The following is a 21,038-nucleotide window of genomic DNA, read 5'->3' as shown; positions in this document are numbered from 1 at the left end:
TCATTTCCCCAAACCTTTTTACCTTCATTAACTCATGATCGACCATTTACGTCAATAAACATACATTAAATCGCCTACTTTCGCATTTGTACGTTTTTCTGAAAAATAAGCATGTAAAATTTCATTTTCATCCAATTGAAACAGTTTTTTCTCTCCTTTTTGCACAATAACCTGGTGTTTACACCCTCTTTGAAATTTGAGCAACACTTCAAGAACATATTCCTCACTGTTAACGACAATTGGTTTTAAAGAATAAAATTCCTTCATTTTCCCATAATACCTCTCTAATAAAAAGCGCATGAAAGCAAACATTCTTTGCTTATGCTCCGTATAAAGTGAGTACAAAATGAAACCTAGAATGAGCCAAATGTTTAATTGAAATGGTTCAATCACGAAAAAGAATGCAGTCATTATACAAACTGTAATTGTAGAAAAAATAAGCATTTGACGATGAGCAATGGAAAATGGATAAAAATATGATAAACATAAAAATAAAAGTTTTCCACCATCAAGCGGCCACACTGGAATTAAATTAAAAAGAAATATGGAGACATTATAAAAAGTAAATAACTCATAAAAATCCCCTTCTATAAGTCCATATTGCGAAAGAAAAAGGGCGGCTCCTTGCAGCCACACGTGCTGGATTGGACCAGAAATAATAACATACAGTTCCTCTTTAAAAGGTCTGTTGCCATACTCATCAACTTCTACTACCCCGCCAAAAGGAAGGAGGACAATATGTTTGATTCTCCATGAAAAAAAACGGGCACATATCGCATGGCCCATTTCATGTATAAAAACAATTGTAAAAAGCATACAAAGCGACTGAAATTGAGCCGTAACAATACATAACGCAGCGATCGCCCAAAAGAGCGGATGAATATGAATTTTGAAAAGTAAGACCAAATATTTACTCAAAAGAAATCACCTGATTCGGATCAATAAATTGATCCCCTTTTTTTATAGCAAAGTAATATGTTCCTTGTTCATGTTCATCGTGTTTCACTTTTCCTATTGGCGCACCCATTTCAACAAAATCGTATAGGGCAACATCAATCGACTCTAAATTTCCATACCATGATTCTGTTCCATCAGCATGTTGAACGATCACAGTTAACCCGGTCTCATCCATTTTGCCAGCTTCAATGACAATTCCCTCATTCATTGCTTCAACTGTTTTTTTTGCCGTTTCAATTGTAACCCCTTGTCCATTATCTTGAAAGCTTTCCAACACTTTTCCTGAAGCTGGAACAGCAAATTGCTTTTCCTCCTTCAATTTCGATTCTGTTTTCGCTTTAGAAATGAAGGCAACTGGATCCCCAAATTGTTCCTTATACCATTTCGAAACAGCCGCAAATTCAAATTCTTTTTCCAACGTATTTTTTACAAAGCTTCTAGCTTCTTGAAATGGCGGTTGTTCATTTTTAAACACAATTGCAGTGATCAAGACGAGACAAGAAGCGATCAAAAGCTTCATCATGAAAATATCTGAACGAAACAAAGGATGAAAACTTTTGGATTGGTTATGATCATAATACGCTGTCGTATTAGAACCATATGTTTCTTCATCAAAAATGATAGGTTGACTTTCCTTTCGGACGGTTCCTTCTTTTGGCCAATTCATTCTCTCTCTTTTCCGTTTGGCAATCCTTTTTTTAATCTCTTCCGCACGGCGATTCATGAATGTCATCATCCTTTTTCTTTCAGTTTGTAAAAATGTATGCCTTGTCCGCAATTGTTATGACAGATAGTAAGATTTTTAGCATAAGAGAATTTCGTTTCAGCTGGAATTTAAGCTAAAAAGAAAAGGGATTATCCATAAGTCAATGAGTGTGACTTATGGGATAAGCCCCTTTTATCATGAACAATATTACGCTTTCACGCCAAAAAAACGTTTAATTTTAGCAAATACCCCTTTTTCGGGTTCATCTAAAGACAATAACGGAACCGACTCTCCTAAAATGCGTCTTGCAATATTTCGGTAGGCAATCGAAGCTTTATTATCTGGATTCATCACAATTGGTTCTCCGCTGTTGGCGCTTTTAATAACATGATCGTCATCCGCGACAATTCCTAGTAGGTCAATGGACAGATGATGAACAATTTCATCTACTTCCAACATATCACCATTTTTGACTAAATGATTTCGTATTCGATTAATTACAAGCTTAGGTGGTTCAATCTCTTCTTTTTCTAATAAACCAATGATACGATCTGCATCCCTTACAGCTGAGATTTCAGGTGTTGTGACAACGATCGCTTTATCAGCACCCGCAATGGCATTTTTATACCCTTGCTCAATCCCTGCCGGACAATCAATAATGATATAATCGAAGTCTTTTTTTAATTCTTCTATCAGTTTAGCCATTTCTTCAGGGGAGACAGCTGTTTTATCGCTTGTTTGAGCGGCGGGTAGTAAAAAAAGTAAATCATCAAAGCGTTTATCTTTTACAAGAGCTTGATGCATTTTACAACGCTCTTTCACAACATCGACTAAATCATAAATTATTCGATTTTCTAAGCCCATGACTACATCTAAATTGCGCAAACCTATATCGGTGTCAACTAAACAAACTTTTTTACCAAATATAGCAAGGGCTGTACCAACGTTCGCTGATGTTGTTGTTTTTCCTACTCCACCTTTTCCTGATGTGATGACGATTGCCTCACCCATATTGGATCCCCCCCTCAAACCTAGTTAAATTGGGTCTAAGATGAGATATTTCTTGTAACCTATTCATTACAATTGTTTCCTCATCATTTATATATGCACATTCCATTGAGCCATTCTCTTGATTTTCATGATTCATTTCAAACGAACGGCTTATCAGATCTGCAATGCGGAGCTGAATTGGATTCATAATTGATGCTGCGATAATGGATTCTCGATTTCCTTCATAGCCTGCGTGTGCAATCCCCTTTAATGCCCCCATAATAAAAATGTTTCCCGTCGCCATAACGGTTGCTCCTGGATTTACATCTCCGAGTAATAGCAAGTCGCCATTGATTTTTAAAATTTGTCCAGACCGAACGATTTTGGCAACGGAAACGATTTCTGATTCCTGCTTCCATTTTAATGCTTCTTCTTTTGTAACGACATTTGAATCAATGGCTTCGACAAATAAATTTCGCTTTTTTCGGATTAATGTTTTCAAACGTTCTTCTTGCCGCTTCGTTAAATAGCGGTTGCCTACTTTTAAAACGACACCGATTAGCGGTCCGTCTTCATCTATATATTGACGCTTTGATAACATTTTTTCTAATTCACGTTCAAGATCATGAAACGAACAAGCATCATCTAAATATAAAGTTAACCCATCCTTTGTTCCTTTTATCGTAACATGGTATTGTTTTGGAGCTTTCACGATGTTCACCTCAACAAGAAAACTATTTCGACATGAATGGAAAAAATCCCTTTCAAATAATCAGAATTAATCTTCAATATGTTCTAATTGAAGGCTTAAGATCAATTTTTTTAAAGGATAGATTAACATAATGAAAATGACCGCATTAACCATTAAGGTTGGAAATAACCTGTTATAAATAAAAGCATGAAACCCCATCGTCGTTGCATTAATGATCAGAAAAAGACCATACGTATAAAATTCCAACAAAGCAATCGAAAATAAACCTAGGAAAACTAACACAAAAATATTATGATGGAAGGCTTTTAAAGCAAATTTCGTTACAAAAGCTAAATTTGGAAAGGCAAATGTGTAAATCCCAATTACTTCTGTATAAAACACATCGTATAAAAATCCAAAAAGAATTCCACAAAATGCCCCAAAGGACTGGGTTGTATAAGCAGTAACAGCGATGATGACCAATACTAAAAAACGCGGAACTACGATTTTGTCAGTTGGGAAAAATGTATGCGGGATCAAATCAACGAAAATACTTTCACCGACAAATATAACAAATACCGCAAACAGAAGAATAAATCGTTTGATCATTCTTTTTCTTCCTTATTCGTCAAATCATTTAAATCAATAATTGGTGCCTCCCGCTTGACAACCATAACTCGATCAATGTCATAAAAATCTGCTGCCGGCTGAACATATGCAATTTTCGTTAAGCCGTAAGAATCTGGTTCAACTTTCATCACTTCTCCAATCAAAAGTCCTTCTGGGAATACCCCTCCCATTCCGGAAGTCGAAACCATTTGCTTTTCTTTCACTTCCGTATCCGTTTCAATGATTTTCATTTCTAAAGCTTTCGTATCTTTGTCATAACCTTCAATTAAACCGAAAACCTTGCCGTTATCTGCTGTCACAACAGCTGAAATTCGATTCTCCCGGTCTGGAGCACTTAAAAGCTGGATCGTAGAAGTAAATTGACTCGTACTTTTTACCTTTCCTATTAGTCCTTTTGCCGTAATGACTGCCATATCTTTTTCTACACCGTGAAGCTCTCCTTTATCAATGATGATCAGTTCATTCCATTTATCAGGATTTCTGGCTATAACCGTTCCACGAATAGCTTCATAATGGCTGAGCTTCCCTTCATTAACAATGCCTAATTCTTCCTTTAATTTTTGATTTTCTTCCTCTAGTCTTTGCATGCGTTCTTTTAGTTGCATATATTGATTTAACTGGCTTCGTAATATTTCATTTTCTTTATATGTATTTTTTAAATCTTGAATATTTTCAAAGAAGCCCGCGACATATTGTGCGGGCCGATGGAATACACTTTGGACAAGTCCAGTTGTATCTTTTATAAATTGTTCTGGCCAAGAAAGATTTCGTTCATCCTTAAGGGAAAAACCGATCAATGCCACTAATATAATTACACCTACGAGCAAAAGGATTAATCGTTTATTTAATAAAAATTGTGGCATGAATGACACCTCTAACTATTTTTGATCTTTCGCTCGATTTTTAAATAAATGGATGTGCTCCAATGCTTTTCCGGTTCCAATTGCCACACAATCAAGTGGGTTTTCAGCAATAAGGACAGGCATGTTTGTTTCTTCACTAATGACTTTATCTAAATTGCGCAGCAACGCTCCACCACCTGTTAACACGATACCGCGATCCATAATATCCGCTGCTAGTTCAGGTGGTGTTTTTTCTAATGTATTTTTTACTGCATCGACAATCGCAAAAACCGTGTCCCGAAGTGCTTCAGCAATTTCATTGGCTGTGATTTCGATTGTCTTTGGCAATCCAGTCAATAAATCCCGTCCACGAATTTCCATATTTTCGATGCCTTCAGGAGAACCAGCTGAGCCGATTTCCATTTTAATTGCTTCAGCCGTACGGTCACCAATCATCAAGTTATAATTTTTACGGATGTAGTTAATAATCGCCTCATCCATCTCATCTCCAGCAACACGAATCGATTGACTCGTTACAATACCGCCTAGCGATATAACAGCAACCTCAGTCGTACCGCCACCGATATCAACAACCATACTTCCTGTTGGTTCCCATACAGGAAGATTTGCTCCAATGGCCGCTGCAAAAGGTTCTTCAATGGTATAAGCATCTCTTGCCCCAGCCTGTCTTGTCGCATCAATGACCGCACGTTCTTCAACGGCTGTAATCCCAGATGGAACACAAACCATTACATAAGGTTTTCGCGAAAAAAGCCCCTTATTTTTCGTTGCTTGTTTTATGTAGTATTTCATCATCGTTGCTGTCGTTTCATAATCAGCAATGACTCCATCTTTCATTGGACGAAGAGCAACAACATTACCAGGTGTACGGCCAATCATATTTTTCGCATCATTACCGACTGCGACGATTTGCTTTGTATCGGTTTGTAAAGCTACGACAGACGGCTCACGAACAACAACACCTTTCCCCTTCACAAACACTAACGTATTTGCTGTTCCTAAATCTATTCCAAGGTCTCTACTGCCAATTCCAAACATGGACGTATCTCCCTTTCTGAACAAGTTCCATTATTACTAACGTCGTATTGAAAAGGTCTATCAATGATATTCTTAAAAACCCATAAACAATATTATAACGTAATTTTATCAAAAAAAAAGTGCTATAAATATCCTTTTTCTTTTAAGCTAACGTATTTTTGTTCACCAATAATAATATGATCCAATAGATCGATTCCTATGAGTTTACCGCATTCGACGAGACGTTTCGTTACTTCAATATCCTCTCGACTCGGTGATGGGTCACCAGAAGGGTGGTTGTGCATGCAAATAATGGAAGCAGCTGTTTGAACCTTTTATTTTACAAATTGAAATTCTCTACCCTATTCTGATGACTTTCTTCATTTTAAGCAGCAGAATTCATTTTAAGCAGCAGAAAAAGTGTAAAATCAAATATATGATACTAGGGAAATTTGCAATATATATTTTAAAAAAGAACAGCATCCTATAAAGATGCTGTTAGTTATAATTTTTTAGACTAATAAATCTTAATTTCAAGAATAAGAAAAATATAGTTATAAAATTACATCTTTAAAAAAATTTATTTTTTATTATTATTTAAGTAATTTTCTGTGAGAGTATCTATAAAATCGTTTGGTATTACATAATTATCAAAATTAATCTTTATCCAATTTAATACACTTTCATCGATTGAACGCCAAGTCTTTAAAATTGGTAATAATTTTTCAATAATGTTTATATCTTGAATTCCTAATACACAAACACCATAACTTCTGTCTCCCCAAATTGCCCATTTGTTCGAAGAAGATAGCCAAAAAACGGTTTCAGATATATATTGAATTGAGTCATAAGGATTTTTTTGGGGACCTAAATCAAGAACTGATAAATATTGTTCAGAAGTCAAATTAAGAGGTAATTTGGCCCAATTATAATAATTATATTCATTGTAAAAAAATTCTTCTGGATCTGGATCTATTACTCCAGTAATTACATAGTCATCATTTGTGACCACAGATATTTTTTGAATTACTTTCCAAAAATCATCAGTCATAGTCCAGTCAAACTCTTCAAACAAAAAATAGTTATATTTTTCTTGAAATACTTTGTTAGGTAAACTATTTTTTACTTTAAAGTTATTATTAACATTATTTTTTAATTCTATAAACTCACTAGTGTCATGTATAAAAAAAGTTTCTAAATTCATTGTATCGCTCCATTCTATATTATTTCTTTAATCTAATTTTCATAGTAAATTTTTTGCTTCCTGGTGGATAAAAATCAGCTGTAGGACCACCAGTTGATTTAGCATTATCCCTAAGAACATATCGAGCCCCATCTTTTTCGAATATTGTTACTTTTCCTCCCCCTGCAATAGACCTTTTCCAACCATCATTAATTAAGTTTCTCTCAAACTCATTTTTCTTCAAACCTGTTTCAATATTTGTAACGCGACTTCTCGGTCCTGTAACATCTTCATATTTTGAAGTTTTTCTTATTCCATCAATTACTGTTAATTCCTTATTTAGTTTTACGGTTACTTTACTCCCTGCCTTTACTAGTTTCAAGGCACCTTTAATTACTTTCCCAGGTGGTAAAAAGCTTAATCCAGCAATAACTTTATCTACTGTGTTAGCTTTAGGATCTATTAAAGTCTTGATATCATCTCCAATTATAAAGTCATAACCCATTTTAGCAATATCTTTTAAAGATTTCGAAACTTCATTCCAAGTAGAATTTTTGTTATGGACTTTATTTTCTAAAGCCTTATATCTATTTTCAATAACAGTAGTTTTATTGTAAGTATTTCTTCGTTGCAAAGCTTGGTTCATTGCACTATATGTGTTTTTTCCAGCAATTCCATCTTGAGATAAACCATATGTTCTTTGAAAACTTTTAACTGCAGCTGCAGTTTGTTTGCCATAAATACCATCTATAGCCCCGACATTATAACCTAATTTACTAAGTTTTGATTGTAAATCTTTTACCGCTTGTCCTCTAGATCCGATTCTAAGAGTTTGTCCTGTCCATTGATTGCTAGACGTACTTTTTTGAGCTTTCTTTTTTGCTTGAGCTGACAATTGATTTATAAGTGTATTATAAGTCTGTTTTCCCGCAACTCCATCAACAGCAATTCCTTTAGCTCGTTGAAAACGTATTAATGCATTTCTTGTGTTTTTTCCAAAAATTCCGTCAACTTTACCTGCATTAAATCCTGCTTTATTGAGCATTTCTTGGAGTTGCTTTACATATGTCCCTCTACTTCCATACCGAAGGACTTGTCCTTTCCATAACTTTTTTGATGGATAAGTTATCCTACCTCTTGCATCTACAACTAACACTTAAATCTCCCCTATTCAATTTTTATTTAGGTATATTTACCCTAATTATTTATCGGATGAAAATATTATTTATTTTACACTTTTAAACAATTTTATTTAAATCTTTACTTTTTTACCAGTAAGAAAATAATATAGAGTAAAAATCCAAAAATGGATAAATTCTATTTATTAATCAACATTAAAATTAAGTTTTTACACAAATAATCCTGGAGAAAAACATATTTTCTCTAGAGGAAAAACACATTACTACACTTTATTTAGTATTAAAAATTCAATTTTGCAAATTTTTCATTTCTGACCATTTTATATATGCTGAAAATGAAAAATTGAAGGCTTAAGATCAATTTTTTTAAAGGATAGATTAACATAATGAAAATGACCGCATTAACCATTAAGGTTGGAAATAACCTGTTATAAATAAAAACATGAAACCCCATCGTCGTTGCATTAATGATCAGAAAAAGACCATACGTATAAAATTCCAGCAAAGCAATCGAAAATAAACCTAGGAAAACTAACACAAATATATTATTATGGAAGGCTTTTAAATATCAAAAAAAGTGCTATAAATATCCTTTTTCTTTTAAGCTAACGTATTTTTGTTCACCAATAATAATATGATCCAATAGATCGATTCCTATGAGTTTACCGCATTCGACGAGACGTTTCGTTACTTCAATATCCTCTCGACTCGGTGATGGGTCACCAGAAGGGTGGTTGTGCATGCAAATAATGGAAGCAGCTGACCGTTTCAGCGCTTCTTTAAACACTTCGCGAGGGTGTACAATGGAGGCATTCAAACTTCCGATAAAAACCGTACTTTTATGCAAGACTTGATTTTTTGTATTTAAATAAAGGCATACGAAATGTTCTTGTGTTAAAAAGCGCATTTCTTCCATGACATAATTTGCTGCATCTTTAGGAGAGCGAATGACATAGCGATCTTGAAAGGTTAACTGGTGAATTCTTTTTCCTAATTCAATAGCAGCCATTACTTGAACGGCTTTTGCTGTACCAATTCCAGGGATATTCGTAATCTCTTGAATAGAAGCATCCTTTAACATTCGCAATCCATCAAATTGCTTTAGCAGCCGATTCGCTAGATGGATAACCGATTCATTTTTTGTTCCTGTTCTTAAAAGGATGGCCAAAAGTTCATGATTGGAAAGACTTTCTGGTCCAGCATGAACCATTCTTTCGCGAGGGCGTTCATCTTGAGGGAAGTCATGAATGGACAGCGTTTTCATCGTCATTACCTATTCCTCCTTATCCATCATTCCTTCCCTTCCAGCGTTAAAAAAAGGAAATCCCATTTGTTTTAATTCTCTATATAACCGAGATATCGGAAGTCCGACAACATTATAGTAATCTCCTTTTATGTTTTTGACAAGAAGTGAACCGAATTTTTGAATGCCGTAGGATCCTGCTTTATCAAACGGTTCACCCGTTTTTACATAAGCTTTTACTTCTTCTTGCGTTAAGTTCCAAAACGTCACTTCTGTTTGTTCGTAAAACGTATGATGTTGGTTCCCATTGAAGATGGATACACCTGTTAAAACATGATGTGTTTGTCCAGATAAGGTCATAAGCGTTTGGAATGCATCCTTTTCATCTTTTGGCTTTCCTAAAATATTGTTTTGATAGACAACGACCGTATCAGCACCTATGACATAAGCGTGCGGATACAGCTTGGCAATGGATGAAGCTTTTTGAAAGGCTAGGGACTGTACAACTTCTTCTGGAAATTGTGTTGGCTCAATCTTCTCTTTAATATCACTACCTAAAACATTAAATGGAACATTTAATAATTGTAAAAGTTGTTTACGTCTTGGAGAGTGGGATGCGAGGATCAGATTTTGCAATATTCTATCTCCTTTCGAGCGATCAGAAATAGGAAGATACATTTTGTATCATATCAAACGTTCCAAGTTTTCACAATGTTTGAAAATTTAATTTTCAACAATACCATGTAAGAAAATACGACCGTTCAAGAAAACGAAAATAAGGCTATCCCATAAGTGTTTGACAGGGGTCTGACACTGATAGCCTTAAAAGTTACTGAATTTTACCGTTCTCTATAAAAAATTGTAAAAGAAGCTGTTGCACTTCCCATAATTGCTCTCTAGTTGGCGAGTTTGTTGAAATCATTTCCGCAGCAGATACTAGGGAGCTATCAAGGTTTTCCATTTGTTTTGCCGTTTCGTTTAATTTTTCCCTATCTTGTTGTGGAAATGATTGTATACCTGTCATCATGGATGCCGAATAAGCGATTAATTTTTCGATCATCCTTTTCGTCTCATCTGCATTTTTCGCAGAAAGTTTTATCGATATTTCTTTATCATACGTTTCAATATTTTCTTTTAAAAATATGTGCTTTAATGCTTTTATTTGCTCTTTTGTATGAGCTAATCCTGAAAACACGAAAAAAGCACCATCTGCCTCGATGATCACGCTAGGATAACCTTTCTTTTTTATTTCCGACGCTACGGCCTCCGCTCCGCTTCTATTCGAATATTTGCCAACCTGAATAATATATATCGGTATTGTCAAGGAAGACTCCTCTATATTGACAGCTTGATTATTTTGAATTGTTTTTTCATTTTCCGACTCTTCTAATACGATATGATTAGATTTGGCGGTATCCTTTGATAACAAATGAAGTGCAAAAGTGCCAAAGCCAATGCCGACGATAATGGCTAAAATAATCGTCAGTATATTTTTCTTTAAAGAGGGTGAGCCAGCTGAAAAGGAATAAGAAGTCGTCAACTTTTTTATTTTTTTCATTTTTTCAGCTTTCCGCAGTATAACAACTTTTGGATCTTCTGGCAATACCCAAGGAAACTCTTCATCTTCCTCACTTTTTTTTTCACTCGTTGCCGCTACTTCCTTTTCCATTTTTACTTTTTCTTCCCAGCTTGAAACCTTTAAATCAGAGTCCAGACTTTCTTTTTTATCATCATGAGAAATTTCTTGATTTTTGCAATTGAACTTAATTACTATTTTTCGAGAAGTTGGCTCGTCCAAAATGTCACCACCTTTTCGTGGAGCGCGGCTTTTATATTCATCATGCTATCATAAACTTCACAAAAAGGAACAAGACTTTTGTCGTTTACAAGAATAATGTTTTCTACAAATGATGACAAATTAAAATAAGCATCACTTATTTGTGATGCTTATTTTATAATGCTTTCCAATATATACTTTCTTACATCGGAAATAAAATAAAGTGAACCAGTAATAAGCAATAATTCATCATCATGAAGTGTTGAGATCGCTTTTGTAAGAGCTTGCTGCCAATTTTCTTCATATTGCTTGTTTTGAAACTCGGCTTTATCAAATAATTCTTTCGCTCGAAGTGCTCTTGGAAAAGAAAACGAAGTAAATATGATCTTTGCTGCAAAGGAGGAAAGCTCCTGTATCATTTCTTTCACTTTTTTATCTTGTAAAACCGAGAATAATACGACGATATTTTTTTCTGGATAATAAGATTGGACCGTTTCTCTTAGTACTTTTACGCCTTCTGGATTATGGGCACCATCAATGATGATCGTAGGGCTTGTTGATAATTCTTCAAATCTTCCTTTCCAAAAAGCTTTTTTTACACCTGATTGAATATCGTCCTCTTCGATGATAAATGAATAATATACCTTTAAATAATCGGCGGCCATGATGGCTAAGGCTGCATTTTTCTCTTGATGAGGGCCCTTCATTGAAATGGAAAGCTCATTATATGTTTTAAAAGGAGTTTGAATACTCAAGCAACCATCATTTTTCATCGAAAACTCACGACCGAGCAAATAATGCTTCGCTTTTTTCTGTTTCGATACTTCCTCGATGACTTGTAAAGCTTCCGGCTGTTCAACTGCCGAAACGACCGGAACACCATTTTTAATAATTCCAGCCTTTTGAGCAGCGATTTCTTTTAAAGTTGTACCTAAAATCTCTTCATGGTCATGACCAATATTTGTAATAATAGACAGAAGAGGAGAAATAATGTTTGTTGAATCATACATTCCACCAAGTCCTGTCTCTAATAAAACGATATCAGGTATGTTTATTCTTCCAAAGTAATAGAAGGCCATTGCTGTAATCACTTCAAACTCTGTTGGAGCGCCAAAATCGGTTTTCTCTACTTCTTCAACAATAGGTTTTAATTTGTTCGCTAATTGTATAAATTCTTCATCTGTGATCGGATTTCCGTTCATGCTAACTCGCTCATTAAATGTTTCAATATATGGAGAAGTAAAGGTACCTACCTTAAACCCTGCTTCCTGCAAAATTTCTTTTAAAAAAGCAATCGTTGACCCTTTTCCATTCGTACCGGCGACATGAATATACCGAACCGTTCTTTCCGGATGTCCTAGCTTTTCCATCATGATTTTCATCCGTTCTAAACCTGGTTTCACTCCAAATGTCAAACGGGAATGCAGCCACTTTCTTGCTTCCTCATATGATGTAAACACGGTATGTCCCCCTTTTCCATCGTATTTTATGACAGTAGAAAACCCGGGGCGCTCCCGAGTTTTTCACTGTTAACCTTGTAATTCTTCAATTCTTTTTAATACTGCGTCGCGTTTTTCTAAGTAATCTTTTTCCTTCTTCCGTTCTTCATCGACAACTTTTTGCGGCGCCTTCTTTAAAAAGCCTTCATTAGCAAGCTTCTTTTGCACCCGTTCTACTTCTTTATTCCATTTATCCAGTTCTTTTTCAAGACGTTTAATTTCTTCTTCAATATTAATTAATCCTTCAAGAGGCAAGAACAGTTCTGCACCGCTAACAACTGCTGTCATGGCCTTTTCAGGTGCTTGTAAATTCGTATTGATGACTAATTCACTAGGGTTACAAAAGCGCTGTAAATATTCTTTATTACGTATGAATTGGTCTTTTATATCGTCATGATGTGCTTTTATTTGAATTTCAATTGGCTTGCTAAGCGGTGTATTCACTTCAGCACGAATATTTCGCACAGAACGAATGACTTCCACAAGAAGCTTCATTTCATTCGAAGCATCCGCAAATGTGAATTCAGGACGGGCTTTTGGCCAAGCAGCAATGGTAATAGATTCTCCTTTATGCGGAAGGCTTTGCCAAATTTCTTCTGTAATAAATGGCATGAAAGGATGCAATAGCCTCATGGTTTGATCTAGTACGTAAGCTAAGACAGATCTCGTCATTTTCTTCGCTTCTTCATTTTCACCATATAATGGGAGTTTGGCCATCTCAATATACCAATCACAGAAATCATCCCAAATGAAGTTGTATAAAACACGTCCGACCTCGCCAAATTCATATTTTTCAGCAAGCTTTGTCACTTGTTCGATCGTTTCATTTAATCGAGTTAAAATCCATTTATCAGCAACTGATTTTTCCCCTGTCAGATCTATTTCATCATATGTCATTCCGTCCATGTTCATCAGAGCAAAGCGTGAAGCATTCCAGATTTTATTAGCAAAATTCCATACTGCTTCCACCTTTTCGTAACTGAATCGCAAATCTTGGCCTGGTGAACTTCCTGTCGCTAAGAAATAGCGAAGTGAATCAGCACCGTATTTGTCAATGACATCCATTGGATCAACGCCGTTTCCTAATGATTTGCTCATTTTCCGTCCCTCAGCATCGCGAACAAGACCGTGAATTAATACATCTTTAAACGGACGTGTTCCAGTAAACTCAAGCCCTTGGAAAATCATTCTTGATACCCAGAAGAAAATAATATCGTATCCAGTTACAAGCACATCTGTCGGATAATAGCGTTGCAAATCTTTTGCTTCTGTATCCGGCCATCCCATTGTTGAAAACGGCCATAGGGCAGAACTAAACCACGTATCTAATACATCAGAATCTTGCTCCCAATTTTCGATATCCTTCGGTGGTTTGTGATCTACATATACCTCACCCGTTTCTTTATGATACCATGCCGGGATGCGATGCCCCCACCAAAGCTGACGGGAAATACACCAGTCACGAATGTTTTCCATCCAGTGCAAATACGTTTTTTCAAAACGCTCTGGAACAAAGTTTACTTTGTTTTCTGATTTTTGCAGTTCAAGCGCCGCTTCTGCTAACGGCTTCATTTTCACAAACCATTGTGTTGATAAATACGGTTCAACGACAGCTCCGCTTCGTTCGCTATGACCAACGGAGTGCATATGTTCTTCAATCTTAAACAAAATGCCTTCCTCTTGTAGGTCTTTCACAATTTGTTTACGGCATTCAAATCGATCCATTCCTTCATATTTGCCAGCCTTTTCATTCATGGTGCCGTCTTCATTCATCACTAAAATACGCTCTAAATTGTGACGGTTTCCGATTTCAAAATCATTCGGGTCGTGTGCTGGAGTTATTTTTACCGCTCCAGAACCGAATTCCATATCGACATATTCATCTGCAACAATCGGAATCTCTCTTCCTGTAATAGGAAGTTTTACTTTCTTTCCGATTAAATGCTTATAGCGTTCATCATCTGGATGAACGGCCACCGCTGTATCCCCTAGCATCGTTTCTGGACGCGTTGTCGCTACTTCTATATGGCCTGATCCATCCGCAAGCGGATAACGCATATGATACAAAGCGCCTTGTACATCTTTATAAATAACCTCAATATCAGAAAGGGCTGTCTTTGTGACCGGATCCCAGTTAATAATATATTCACCGCGATAAATAAGACCTTTTTTATAAAGGGAAACGAATACTTCACGAACTGCCTTTGAAAGTCCTTCATCCATCGTAAAGCGCTCACGTGAATAATCTAAACCGAGCCCGAGCTTCGCCCATTGCTTACGAATATGTCCAGCATATTCTTCTTTCCATTTCCATGTTTCTTCCAAAAATTTTTCACGACCGAGATCATGACGAGATTTCCCCTCTTCACGAAGCTTGGCCTCCACTTTTGCCTGTGTAGCAATTCCGGCATGATCCATTCCAGGCAGCCATAAAACATCATATCCTTGCATTCGTTTCATGCGTGTAATAATATCTTGAAGCGTCGTATCCCAAGCGTGACCGAGATGAAGCTTTCCGGTAACATTTGGCGGAGGAATCACGATTGTATAAGGTTGTTTTGTTTCATCATCTTTTGCTTCAAAAAATTTTCCATCTACCCAAAATGAATAGCGATCTTTTTCAACCGATTGATGGTCGTATTTTGTTGATAAAGTTTGTTTATTTGTATCCATGGAAATACTGCCTCCTTTTCAGCTTTTCTATTTCAATGTGTCTAGCACACAAGCATGCCGGTTGAGCGTTTACTAACTTTTATTTTATAAACGGACCGCTGCGACACCACAATATTTCATAACAAATAAAAACTCCTTTCATCCGAAAAAGGACGAAAGGAGATGTTTCGCGGTACCACCTTTTTTCATAGGGATGATCGACCCTATGCACTCATTTTGATAACGGATCAACCGGCTTTCTTTACTGAATGAGAACACTCATTTGTTCAAGAAAGCTGCTCCAGGGCGACGTTCCAACGAGACAACCTAGGAAATCTCCCAGCAAATGATTCCCCTCTCTGAAAGGCGTTCTTCGCTGTACTCTTCCCTTTCCACGCATGTTTCAAGTTTTATGGAATTCTATGATATATACTACTAAAAAACGTTTTTTTTCGTCAATCATCTTTGCCATTTTTCTTTGTTTTTATACAATAGACAACCGCACAAAAAAGACATTCCTTACATAACATAATATAACACAATGAATGGGGGACAAATGATGCGGAAACGATTTAATCTTTATTCCTTTCCTACTTGGCTAAGAAATTTTCGAGCGATATTAGAGCAATTTATTTTGCCTTTAACGATCTTTCAAGGAATTCGTACACTGTTTTTCCCAACTACCTTCGATGTTTTTTTGTTAGCTATTTTTGTCGTGTTAACGATTGCTTTTCATTTAGACTGGTTTTAAAACCCCCTCATCTTTAAATTGAAGATGAGGGGGTTTTATTTTCCTCTTCGCTTTCATTTTCTGCTTCAGACCATTTCATCATCACATATTCGATATTTTTCATGAGCCAATAACGTTTTAAAAGCTTCCGGCAATACATGAATTCGATTTTCTCTTTCTGTTTTCTTTCATATTGCTGAATTAACTTCATCATCGGTGTCGGATAGGCTAAATAGCTTTGGAGCATATTTTTCTCTGCCTTTGTTAAGGAGAAATTTTGATCATAAACTTTCAGCCACTCTACACATTTTTCACATTGAAAGGGCTGGCTCGTTAATAGTTGGTTATAGAAAGCAATTAAATCCTTAATAGGGGAAGCAAAATGAGAACGTTCAAAATTTGTTAAGTAGCGCTCACCTCGTTCATCGATTAACAAATGAGACGTGGAAGCATTGCCGTGAACGAGAACGATTCGTGCAACAGGCTGTTCCTTCATGTTTTCATACCATTCTGTCCATTTTTCTTTTGCAAAATAAATTGCATTTCGCATTTCTGTATAATACGTCACCGCTTGCAGTTCAAAAGGTGACATATACCATTTTTTTTCACATCGTTCAATAAATGCTTCGAGCTCTTTTTCTTCCTTTTGCCACTTACTTTTAACCATTTCATAATAATTCTCAAAATCTTTTTCATCAATATTCCATTCCTTTTTCGTACGGTTATGGAGTTGCGTGATCTCATGAATGAATTGAAGGGGCAAATCCTCTAAATCTTGACGTTTTTCGTGTTGTATCCACGGCATTAAATAATAAGATTCTTTTGTGCCGTTTACAAACCATTGATGATCATACGTAGAATAAATCGGGATATAGGACTTGTAACTTGACTGAACTAATTGAGACAGTCCATTGATCAAATTCGTTTGATCTTTTTTTTGGATTCTCTTTAAAGCATAGGTCCCTTTTGTTGTATAGATTTTAAATACTTTTTCTGTGACAGTCTCGATATGATTTGGATGAAGTTCGTATTGTTTTAAAATGTCATATAGGGTTTGATGATCCAACCTAAATCACTCCAGTCTCAATTATATGGATATTCTAGAAGAAGGCTCTTTTCTAAATGATTGTTGCTTTACGATACGATTGCTTTTCGACTGTCATAGGCAGTTGAAAAGCAAGAAAGTTTACGAAAACAGCCTAGAAGAAAAAAACAGCTCCTAATGTTCGAGCTGTTTAAAGAAATTATCCATTTCTTATTGGTTCACAAATACCGGAATGTATAATATTTGTCCTTCGTAAATAGTTGGATCAGCTCCAAGATGATTGAAGCGAATGAGCTGCTGTACCGTAATATCGTAGCGCTCACAAATTTCTTCAAGTGTCTCTCCTTGTTGAACAATGCACATTTTTAGCTTTGAAAATTCCTCTTCATCATCTCTTGTAAATAATTTAGTTAAATAAAGTGTATTGTCATTTTTTCTTACTATTTCAGCTTTTTCCTCATCTTGCTCATTCGGAAATTCTTGTTGTTCTTCTACTCTCATTTCATCTTCCTTTGTTTCCTGTAGACTTTCCTCATCTCTCTTCACCTCGATGAAATAATCAGGAGATTCTTGAGAGTCTACTTCATTCTTGATATGTGATTGACTTTCGCGATTTCTAGAGTCAATTTCTTGTACTTCATTTGCATCTTGTTTTTCTTCCATTGTATCATCAGGAGACTCTTTTGCTTCCTCTTCTTTCATGGAATCTTTCGGTTTTTCACGATCTCTTAATTCATTTTCCTGTTCAATATTTTGTTTTGCCTCGACTGTATAAGTTGTATAGTCTGTTGAATCGTGATCCTCGTCAGTATCTTTGGCCATAAAAAATGTCGATACATTTTCAATCGGTTCGTCATGATCTTTATCATCACGATCTTCCTTATGACGGTAAATTGGTTCTATTTCCTCCTTTTGTTCATTTGTTTCAACTTCGTCCATTTCATTTTCCTGTTCCCTTTGTTTTTCATCCTTTATTCCAAAAATGCTAATATCGGCCATTAGTTTTAAACAGCGCTCTTCAGGAAAATCATAGTCAAACGTTTCTATTGTCACATAAATATCTTCTAAATTAGCTACACGGCTTTTGGGGATGGTAATATCTACGGGAAACCGATGGGCTAGTTCTGTAATTCCGTCCTCTCTCGTTACAACTTCATGGATGAAACGTTCCCCAGAAAATTGGATCGGGTCTTTGTCTGTATTCTCATTGTTACCGCTTAGCATTTTATATTCACCCGCGAGCTCTAACACACCCTTTATCGAAACATATTGGTCATGCTCGCGAATTGTAATATCTGGTTCTAATGAAATCGATAATAATTCCGATACTTCCTGTCCCTTTTGAAACCAAACCGATTCTTCGATAGAAAAATTCAACCTGTTTGACTGATCTTGTGGCAATAGTATTTTCCTCCTTTCCATTCACCGAAAAATAACTATGACATTACAGATGTATGAAGAAAGAAAGGAAAATATCACTTTTTATGATAACTGTTCGCTCTTTTCTAAAAGATTGTTGCTCTTCTATAGCTTTTCGACTGTCATAGGCAGTCGAAAAGCAAGAAAGTTTACGAAAACAGCTTAACTATTAAACAATAAAAAAAGAATCGGATCTCTCCGATTCCTAAGAGTGTAAAATAGAAAAGGCTTTTTCAGCTGCAGCAATCGTTTTCTCAATATCTTCATCTGTGTGGGCCGTGGATAAAAATAGTCCTTCAAATTGTGATGGTGGAAGGTAAACACCTTCATTCGCCATTTCACGATAAAATTCAGCAAAAAATTTCAAATCCGATCGTTTAGCTGTTTCATAATTGATGACATCCTGTTCATTAAAGAAAAAGCCGATCATCGAACCAGCGCGATTGACAGTTAGCGGGACACTGTATTTTTGGGCTGCTTTTTTGAATCCTTCTTCAAGTCGATCCGCTTTCCTTTTAAATTCAACATAGGTTTCAGGTGTCAATTGTCGCAATGTTTCGTAGCCTGCGGTCATCGCGAGTGGATTACCAGATAAAGTACCTGCTTGATAAATAGGACCACTAGGTGCCACTTTTTCCATGATCTCTGCTTTTCCGCCGTAAGCCCCGACAGGAAGACCGCCGCCAATCACTTTACCGAGGCAAGTTAAATCCGGAGTTATATCAAAATATCCTTGAGCACAGTGATAATCAACACGAAAACCTGTCATGACTTCATCAAAAATTAAAAGAGAGCCATATTCATTTGTTAAACGTCTGAGTTCTTGTAAAAATCCTTGTTTAGGAGGAACAACCCCCATATTTCCGGCAACTGGCTCAACAATGACTCCAGCAATATCTCCGCCAAAACGTTCAAAAGCATAACGAACACTTTCTAAATCATTATAAGGGACCGTAATCGTATTTTGAGCAATGCTTTCTGGAACTCCTGGACTATCTGGCAGACCAAGAGTAGCAACGCCAGAACCAGCTTTAATTAATAACGAATCACCATGGCCATGATAACAGCCTTCAAATTTCAAAATTTTATTTCGCCCCGTATAGCCGCGAGCAAGGCGCAATGCACTCATCGTAGCTTCCGTACCGGAATTGACCATGCGAACAACTTCAATCGATGGGACTCGTTCAATCACTAATTCAGCTAATTTATTTTCAATTAAAGTCGGTGTTCCAAAGCTTGTCCCGTTTTCTGTCACTTTTTTTAATGCTTCCACTACTTGTTCATTCGCATGACCTAAAATTAATGGTCCCCATGAAAGAACGTAATCAATATATTCATTCCCATCGATGTCATAAATTTTCGAGCCTCTCCCTCTTTCTATAAAGATTGGCTCCATATTCACAGATTTAAATGCTCGTACAGGACTATTCACTCCTCCAGGCATTAATTGCTTAGCTTTTTGAAATGCTTGAATAGATTTTTCATAACGGTTCAATATTCTTACCCCTTTCAAGCTTCTTAATTTTCCTGTAAATAGCGGGCAACATCCTTGGCAAAATAAGTAATGATTAAGTCAACACCAGCACGTTTCATTCCTGTTAACATTTCTAAAACAATTTCTTTTTCGTTAATCCAGCCATTTTGGCTTGCTGCCTTTATCATCGAATATTCACCACTAACATTGTAAGCAACGATCGGAATGTTAAAATGATTTTTTACATCACGGATAATATCTAAATAAGCTAGCGCTGGTTTAACAATTAAAAAATCAGCACCTTCGGCTACATCAGATTCCGCTTCTCTTAACGCTTCTAAACGGTTGGCAGGATCCATTTGGTACGTTTTTCGATCTCCAAACTGTGGGGAGCTATGGGCTGCATCACGAAACGGACCGTAAAAAGCACTGGCATATTTTACTGCATAAGACATGATCGGAATGTGTTCAAATCCTGCATCATCTAAGCCATGTCGAATCGCTGCAACAAAACCATCCATCATATTCGATGGAGCAATTACATCTGCACCAGCCCTTGCTTGACTGACTGCCGTTTTCGCTAACAGCTCAAGTGAAGCATCATTTAAAATTTCACCGTTTTCGACAATTCCGCAATGGCCATGGTCTGTATATTGGCACAAACATGTATCAGCAACAACAACCAATTCAGGGAAATGTTGCTTTATTTGTTGAATAGCACGTTGAACAATCCCGCATTCATTGTATGCTTCTGAACCAATTTCATCTTTATGCTCTGGTACTCCGAACACGATAACCGCTTTAATTCCTAACTGGACGGCTTCGTGAATTTCGTCATTTAACAAATCGAGTGAGAGCTGGTACACACCTGGCATGGATTCAACTGGATTCCGTTTTTGTTCTCCTTCTACAACAAAAATCGGAAAAATAAGATCTTCTGTTCGCAAATGCGTTTCTCGAACTAATGAACGCATATTTGCACTATTTCGCAAACGGCGATGACGAGAAAATTCAAAACTCATC

The 21,038-nt window shown here is 36.3% G+C and carries 19 protein-coding genes, 1 pseudogene and 1 other annotated feature; of the genes and pseudogenes, 1 reads left to right on the top strand and 19 read right to left on the bottom strand.

The features are described 5' to 3' along the window. Positions 1-51: 51 nt before the first annotated feature. From J2S06_RS01325 to J2S06_RS01255, 15 genes and pseudogenes are all read right to left on the bottom strand, one after another. On the bottom strand, positions 52-918 hold the full coding sequence (locus J2S06_RS01325) for a M50 family metallopeptidase (RefSeq protein ID WP_419151042.1): 867 nt from the start codon (positions 916-918) through the stop codon (positions 52-54). Further along, the gene (locus J2S06_RS01320; RefSeq protein WP_044892903.1) at positions 911-1,681 is read right to left on the bottom strand and encodes a M23 family metallopeptidase; all 771 of its coding nucleotides are present in this window, start codon (positions 1,679-1,681) and stop codon (positions 911-913) included. The genes J2S06_RS01325 and J2S06_RS01320 overlap by 8 nt, the downstream gene beginning before the upstream one ends. 189 nt (positions 1,682-1,870) lie before the next feature. Beyond that, a complete protein-coding gene (gene minD, locus J2S06_RS01315) occupies positions 1,871-2,674 on the bottom strand; it encodes a septum site-determining protein MinD (protein WP_044892904.1) in 804 nt (267 codons plus the stop codon). Then, entirely contained in the window at positions 2,667-3,374 is a 708-nt protein-coding gene (gene minC, locus J2S06_RS01310) for a septum site-determining protein MinC (RefSeq protein ID WP_419151041.1), read from the bottom strand. The genes minD and minC overlap by 8 nt, the downstream gene beginning before the upstream one ends. Positions 3,375-3,431: 57 nt before the next feature. Then, entirely contained in the window at positions 3,432-3,953 is a 522-nt protein-coding gene (gene mreD, locus J2S06_RS01305) for a rod shape-determining protein MreD (RefSeq protein ID WP_419151040.1), read from the bottom strand. Further along, positions 3,950-4,837, bottom strand: coding sequence for a rod shape-determining protein MreC (mreC, locus tag J2S06_RS01300; RefSeq protein ID WP_419151039.1), 888 nt, complete (start codon positions 4,835-4,837; stop codon positions 3,950-3,952). Before mreC ends, mreD begins: the two co-directional genes overlap by 4 nt. Before the next feature lie 15 nt (positions 4,838-4,852). After that, positions 4,853-5,875, bottom strand: coding sequence for a rod shape-determining protein (locus J2S06_RS01295; RefSeq protein ID WP_419151038.1), 1,023 nt, complete (start codon positions 5,873-5,875; stop codon positions 4,853-4,855). Positions 5,876-5,997: 122 nt separating this feature from the next. Continuing rightward, positions 5,998-6,183: pseudogene (locus J2S06_RS01290) on the bottom strand (JAB domain-containing protein); the annotation flags it as partial. A 251-nt stretch (positions 6,184-6,434) separates the two neighbouring features. Next, the gene (locus J2S06_RS01285; RefSeq protein ID WP_419151037.1) at positions 6,435-7,058 is read right to left on the bottom strand and encodes a hypothetical protein; all 624 of its coding nucleotides are present in this window, start codon (positions 7,056-7,058) and stop codon (positions 6,435-6,437) included. Positions 7,059-7,077: 19 nt separating this feature from the next. Continuing rightward, complete coding sequence (locus J2S06_RS01280) at positions 7,078-8,193, bottom strand: peptidoglycan-binding domain-containing protein (protein ID WP_419151036.1); 1,116 nt, start codon at positions 8,191-8,193, stop codon at positions 7,078-7,080. 563 nt (positions 8,194-8,756) lie between these two features. Further along, the gene (gene radC / locus J2S06_RS01275; protein WP_044892908.1) at positions 8,757-9,446 is read right to left on the bottom strand and encodes a RadC family protein; all 690 of its coding nucleotides are present in this window, start codon (positions 9,444-9,446) and stop codon (positions 8,757-8,759) included. A gap of 3 nt (positions 9,447-9,449) precedes the next feature. Next, positions 9,450-10,055 carry a Maf family protein gene (locus J2S06_RS01270; RefSeq protein WP_419151035.1) on the bottom strand — a complete coding sequence of 202 codons (606 nt, stop codon included), beginning with the start codon at positions 10,053-10,055 and terminating at the stop codon, positions 9,450-9,452. Between the two features lie 193 nt (positions 10,056-10,248). After that, entirely contained in the window at positions 10,249-11,217 is a 969-nt protein-coding gene (locus J2S06_RS01265) for an SPOR domain-containing protein (protein WP_419151034.1), read from the bottom strand. 149 nt (positions 11,218-11,366) lie between these two features. Then, the gene (locus tag J2S06_RS01260) at positions 11,367-12,656 is read right to left on the bottom strand and encodes a bifunctional folylpolyglutamate synthase/dihydrofolate synthase (protein WP_419151033.1); all 1,290 of its coding nucleotides are present in this window, start codon (positions 12,654-12,656) and stop codon (positions 11,367-11,369) included. A 69-nt stretch (positions 12,657-12,725) separates the two neighbouring features. Continuing rightward, positions 12,726-15,368, bottom strand: coding sequence for a valine--tRNA ligase (locus tag J2S06_RS01255; RefSeq protein ID WP_419151032.1), 2,643 nt, complete (start codon positions 15,366-15,368; stop codon positions 12,726-12,728). Positions 15,369-15,513: 145 nt separating this feature from the next. Next, positions 15,514-15,751 (bottom strand) — a binding site (T-box leader). A 155-nt stretch (positions 15,752-15,906) separates the two neighbouring features. Between J2S06_RS01255 and J2S06_RS01250 the strand changes: the two genes are divergently transcribed. Beyond that, the gene (locus J2S06_RS01250) at positions 15,907-16,098 is read left to right on the top strand and encodes a hypothetical protein (RefSeq protein ID WP_044892913.1); all 192 of its coding nucleotides are present in this window, start codon (positions 15,907-15,909) and stop codon (positions 16,096-16,098) included. A 13-nt stretch (positions 16,099-16,111) separates the two neighbouring features. Here the strand turns inward: J2S06_RS01250 and ysxE are convergent, their stop codons facing one another. The 4 genes from ysxE to hemB all read right to left on the bottom strand — a co-directional run bounded on the left by ysxE (position 16,112) and on the right by hemB (position 21,037). Next, positions 16,112-17,143: a spore coat protein YsxE gene (gene ysxE / locus J2S06_RS01245; protein ID WP_419151031.1), complete on the bottom strand. Its 1,032-nt coding sequence runs from the start codon at positions 17,141-17,143 to the stop codon at positions 16,112-16,114. Positions 17,144-17,332: 189 nt separating this feature from the next. Next, the gene (gene spoVID, locus J2S06_RS01240) at positions 17,333-18,523 is read right to left on the bottom strand and encodes a stage VI sporulation protein D (RefSeq protein ID WP_419151030.1); all 1,191 of its coding nucleotides are present in this window, start codon (positions 18,521-18,523) and stop codon (positions 17,333-17,335) included. A 223-nt stretch (positions 18,524-18,746) separates the two neighbouring features. Next, a complete protein-coding gene (gene hemL / locus J2S06_RS01235) occupies positions 18,747-20,036 on the bottom strand; it encodes a glutamate-1-semialdehyde 2,1-aminomutase (protein ID WP_419151029.1) in 1,290 nt (429 codons plus the stop codon). Between the two features lie 23 nt (positions 20,037-20,059). Beyond that, positions 20,060-21,037 carry a porphobilinogen synthase gene (gene hemB / locus J2S06_RS01230; RefSeq protein WP_044892916.1) on the bottom strand — a complete coding sequence of 326 codons (978 nt, stop codon included), beginning with the start codon at positions 21,035-21,037 and terminating at the stop codon, positions 20,060-20,062. Position 21,038: the final 1 nt, after the last annotated feature.

It is taken from the genome of Bacillus alveayuensis (genome assembly GCA_030812955.1).
Taxonomy (GTDB): Bacteria; Bacillota; Bacilli; order Bacillales; family Aeribacillaceae; genus Bacillus_CB; species Bacillus_CB alveayuensis.
This window is presented reverse-complemented; position numbering and strand designations above follow the sequence as displayed.

Excerpts from the sequence above, each read along its gene's own strand:
- J2S06_RS01250 (WP_044892913.1), top strand. The coding sequence starts at position 15,907 with ATGCGGAAACGATTTAATCTTTATTCCTTTCCTACTTGGCTAAGAAAT.
- hemB (WP_044892916.1), bottom strand. The coding sequence starts at position 21,037 with ATGAGTTTTGAATTTTCTCGTCATCGCCGTTTGCGAAATAGTGCAAAT.
- minD (WP_044892904.1), bottom strand. The coding sequence starts at position 2,674 with ATGGGTGAGGCAATCGTCATCACATCAGGAAAAGGTGGAGTAGGAAAA.
- radC (WP_044892908.1), bottom strand. The coding sequence starts at position 9,446 with ATGACGATGAAAACGCTGTCCATTCATGACTTCCCTCAAGATGAACGC.
- mreC (WP_419151039.1), bottom strand. The coding sequence starts at position 4,837 with ATGCCACAATTTTTATTAAATAAACGATTAATCCTTTTGCTCGTAGGT.
- J2S06_RS01295 (WP_419151038.1), bottom strand. The coding sequence starts at position 5,875 with ATGTTTGGAATTGGCAGTAGAGACCTTGGAATAGATTTAGGAACAGCA.
- J2S06_RS01320 (WP_044892903.1), bottom strand. The coding sequence starts at position 1,681 with ATGAATCGCCGTGCGGAAGAGATTAAAAAAAGGATTGCCAAACGGAAA.
- mreD (WP_419151040.1), bottom strand. The coding sequence starts at position 3,953 with ATGATCAAACGATTTATTCTTCTGTTTGCGGTATTTGTTATATTTGTC.
- J2S06_RS01285 (WP_419151037.1), bottom strand. The coding sequence starts at position 7,058 with ATGAATTTAGAAACTTTTTTTATACATGACACTAGTGAGTTTATAGAA.
- J2S06_RS01255 (WP_419151032.1), bottom strand. The coding sequence starts at position 15,368 with ATGGATACAAATAAACAAACTTTATCAACAAAATACGACCATCAATCG.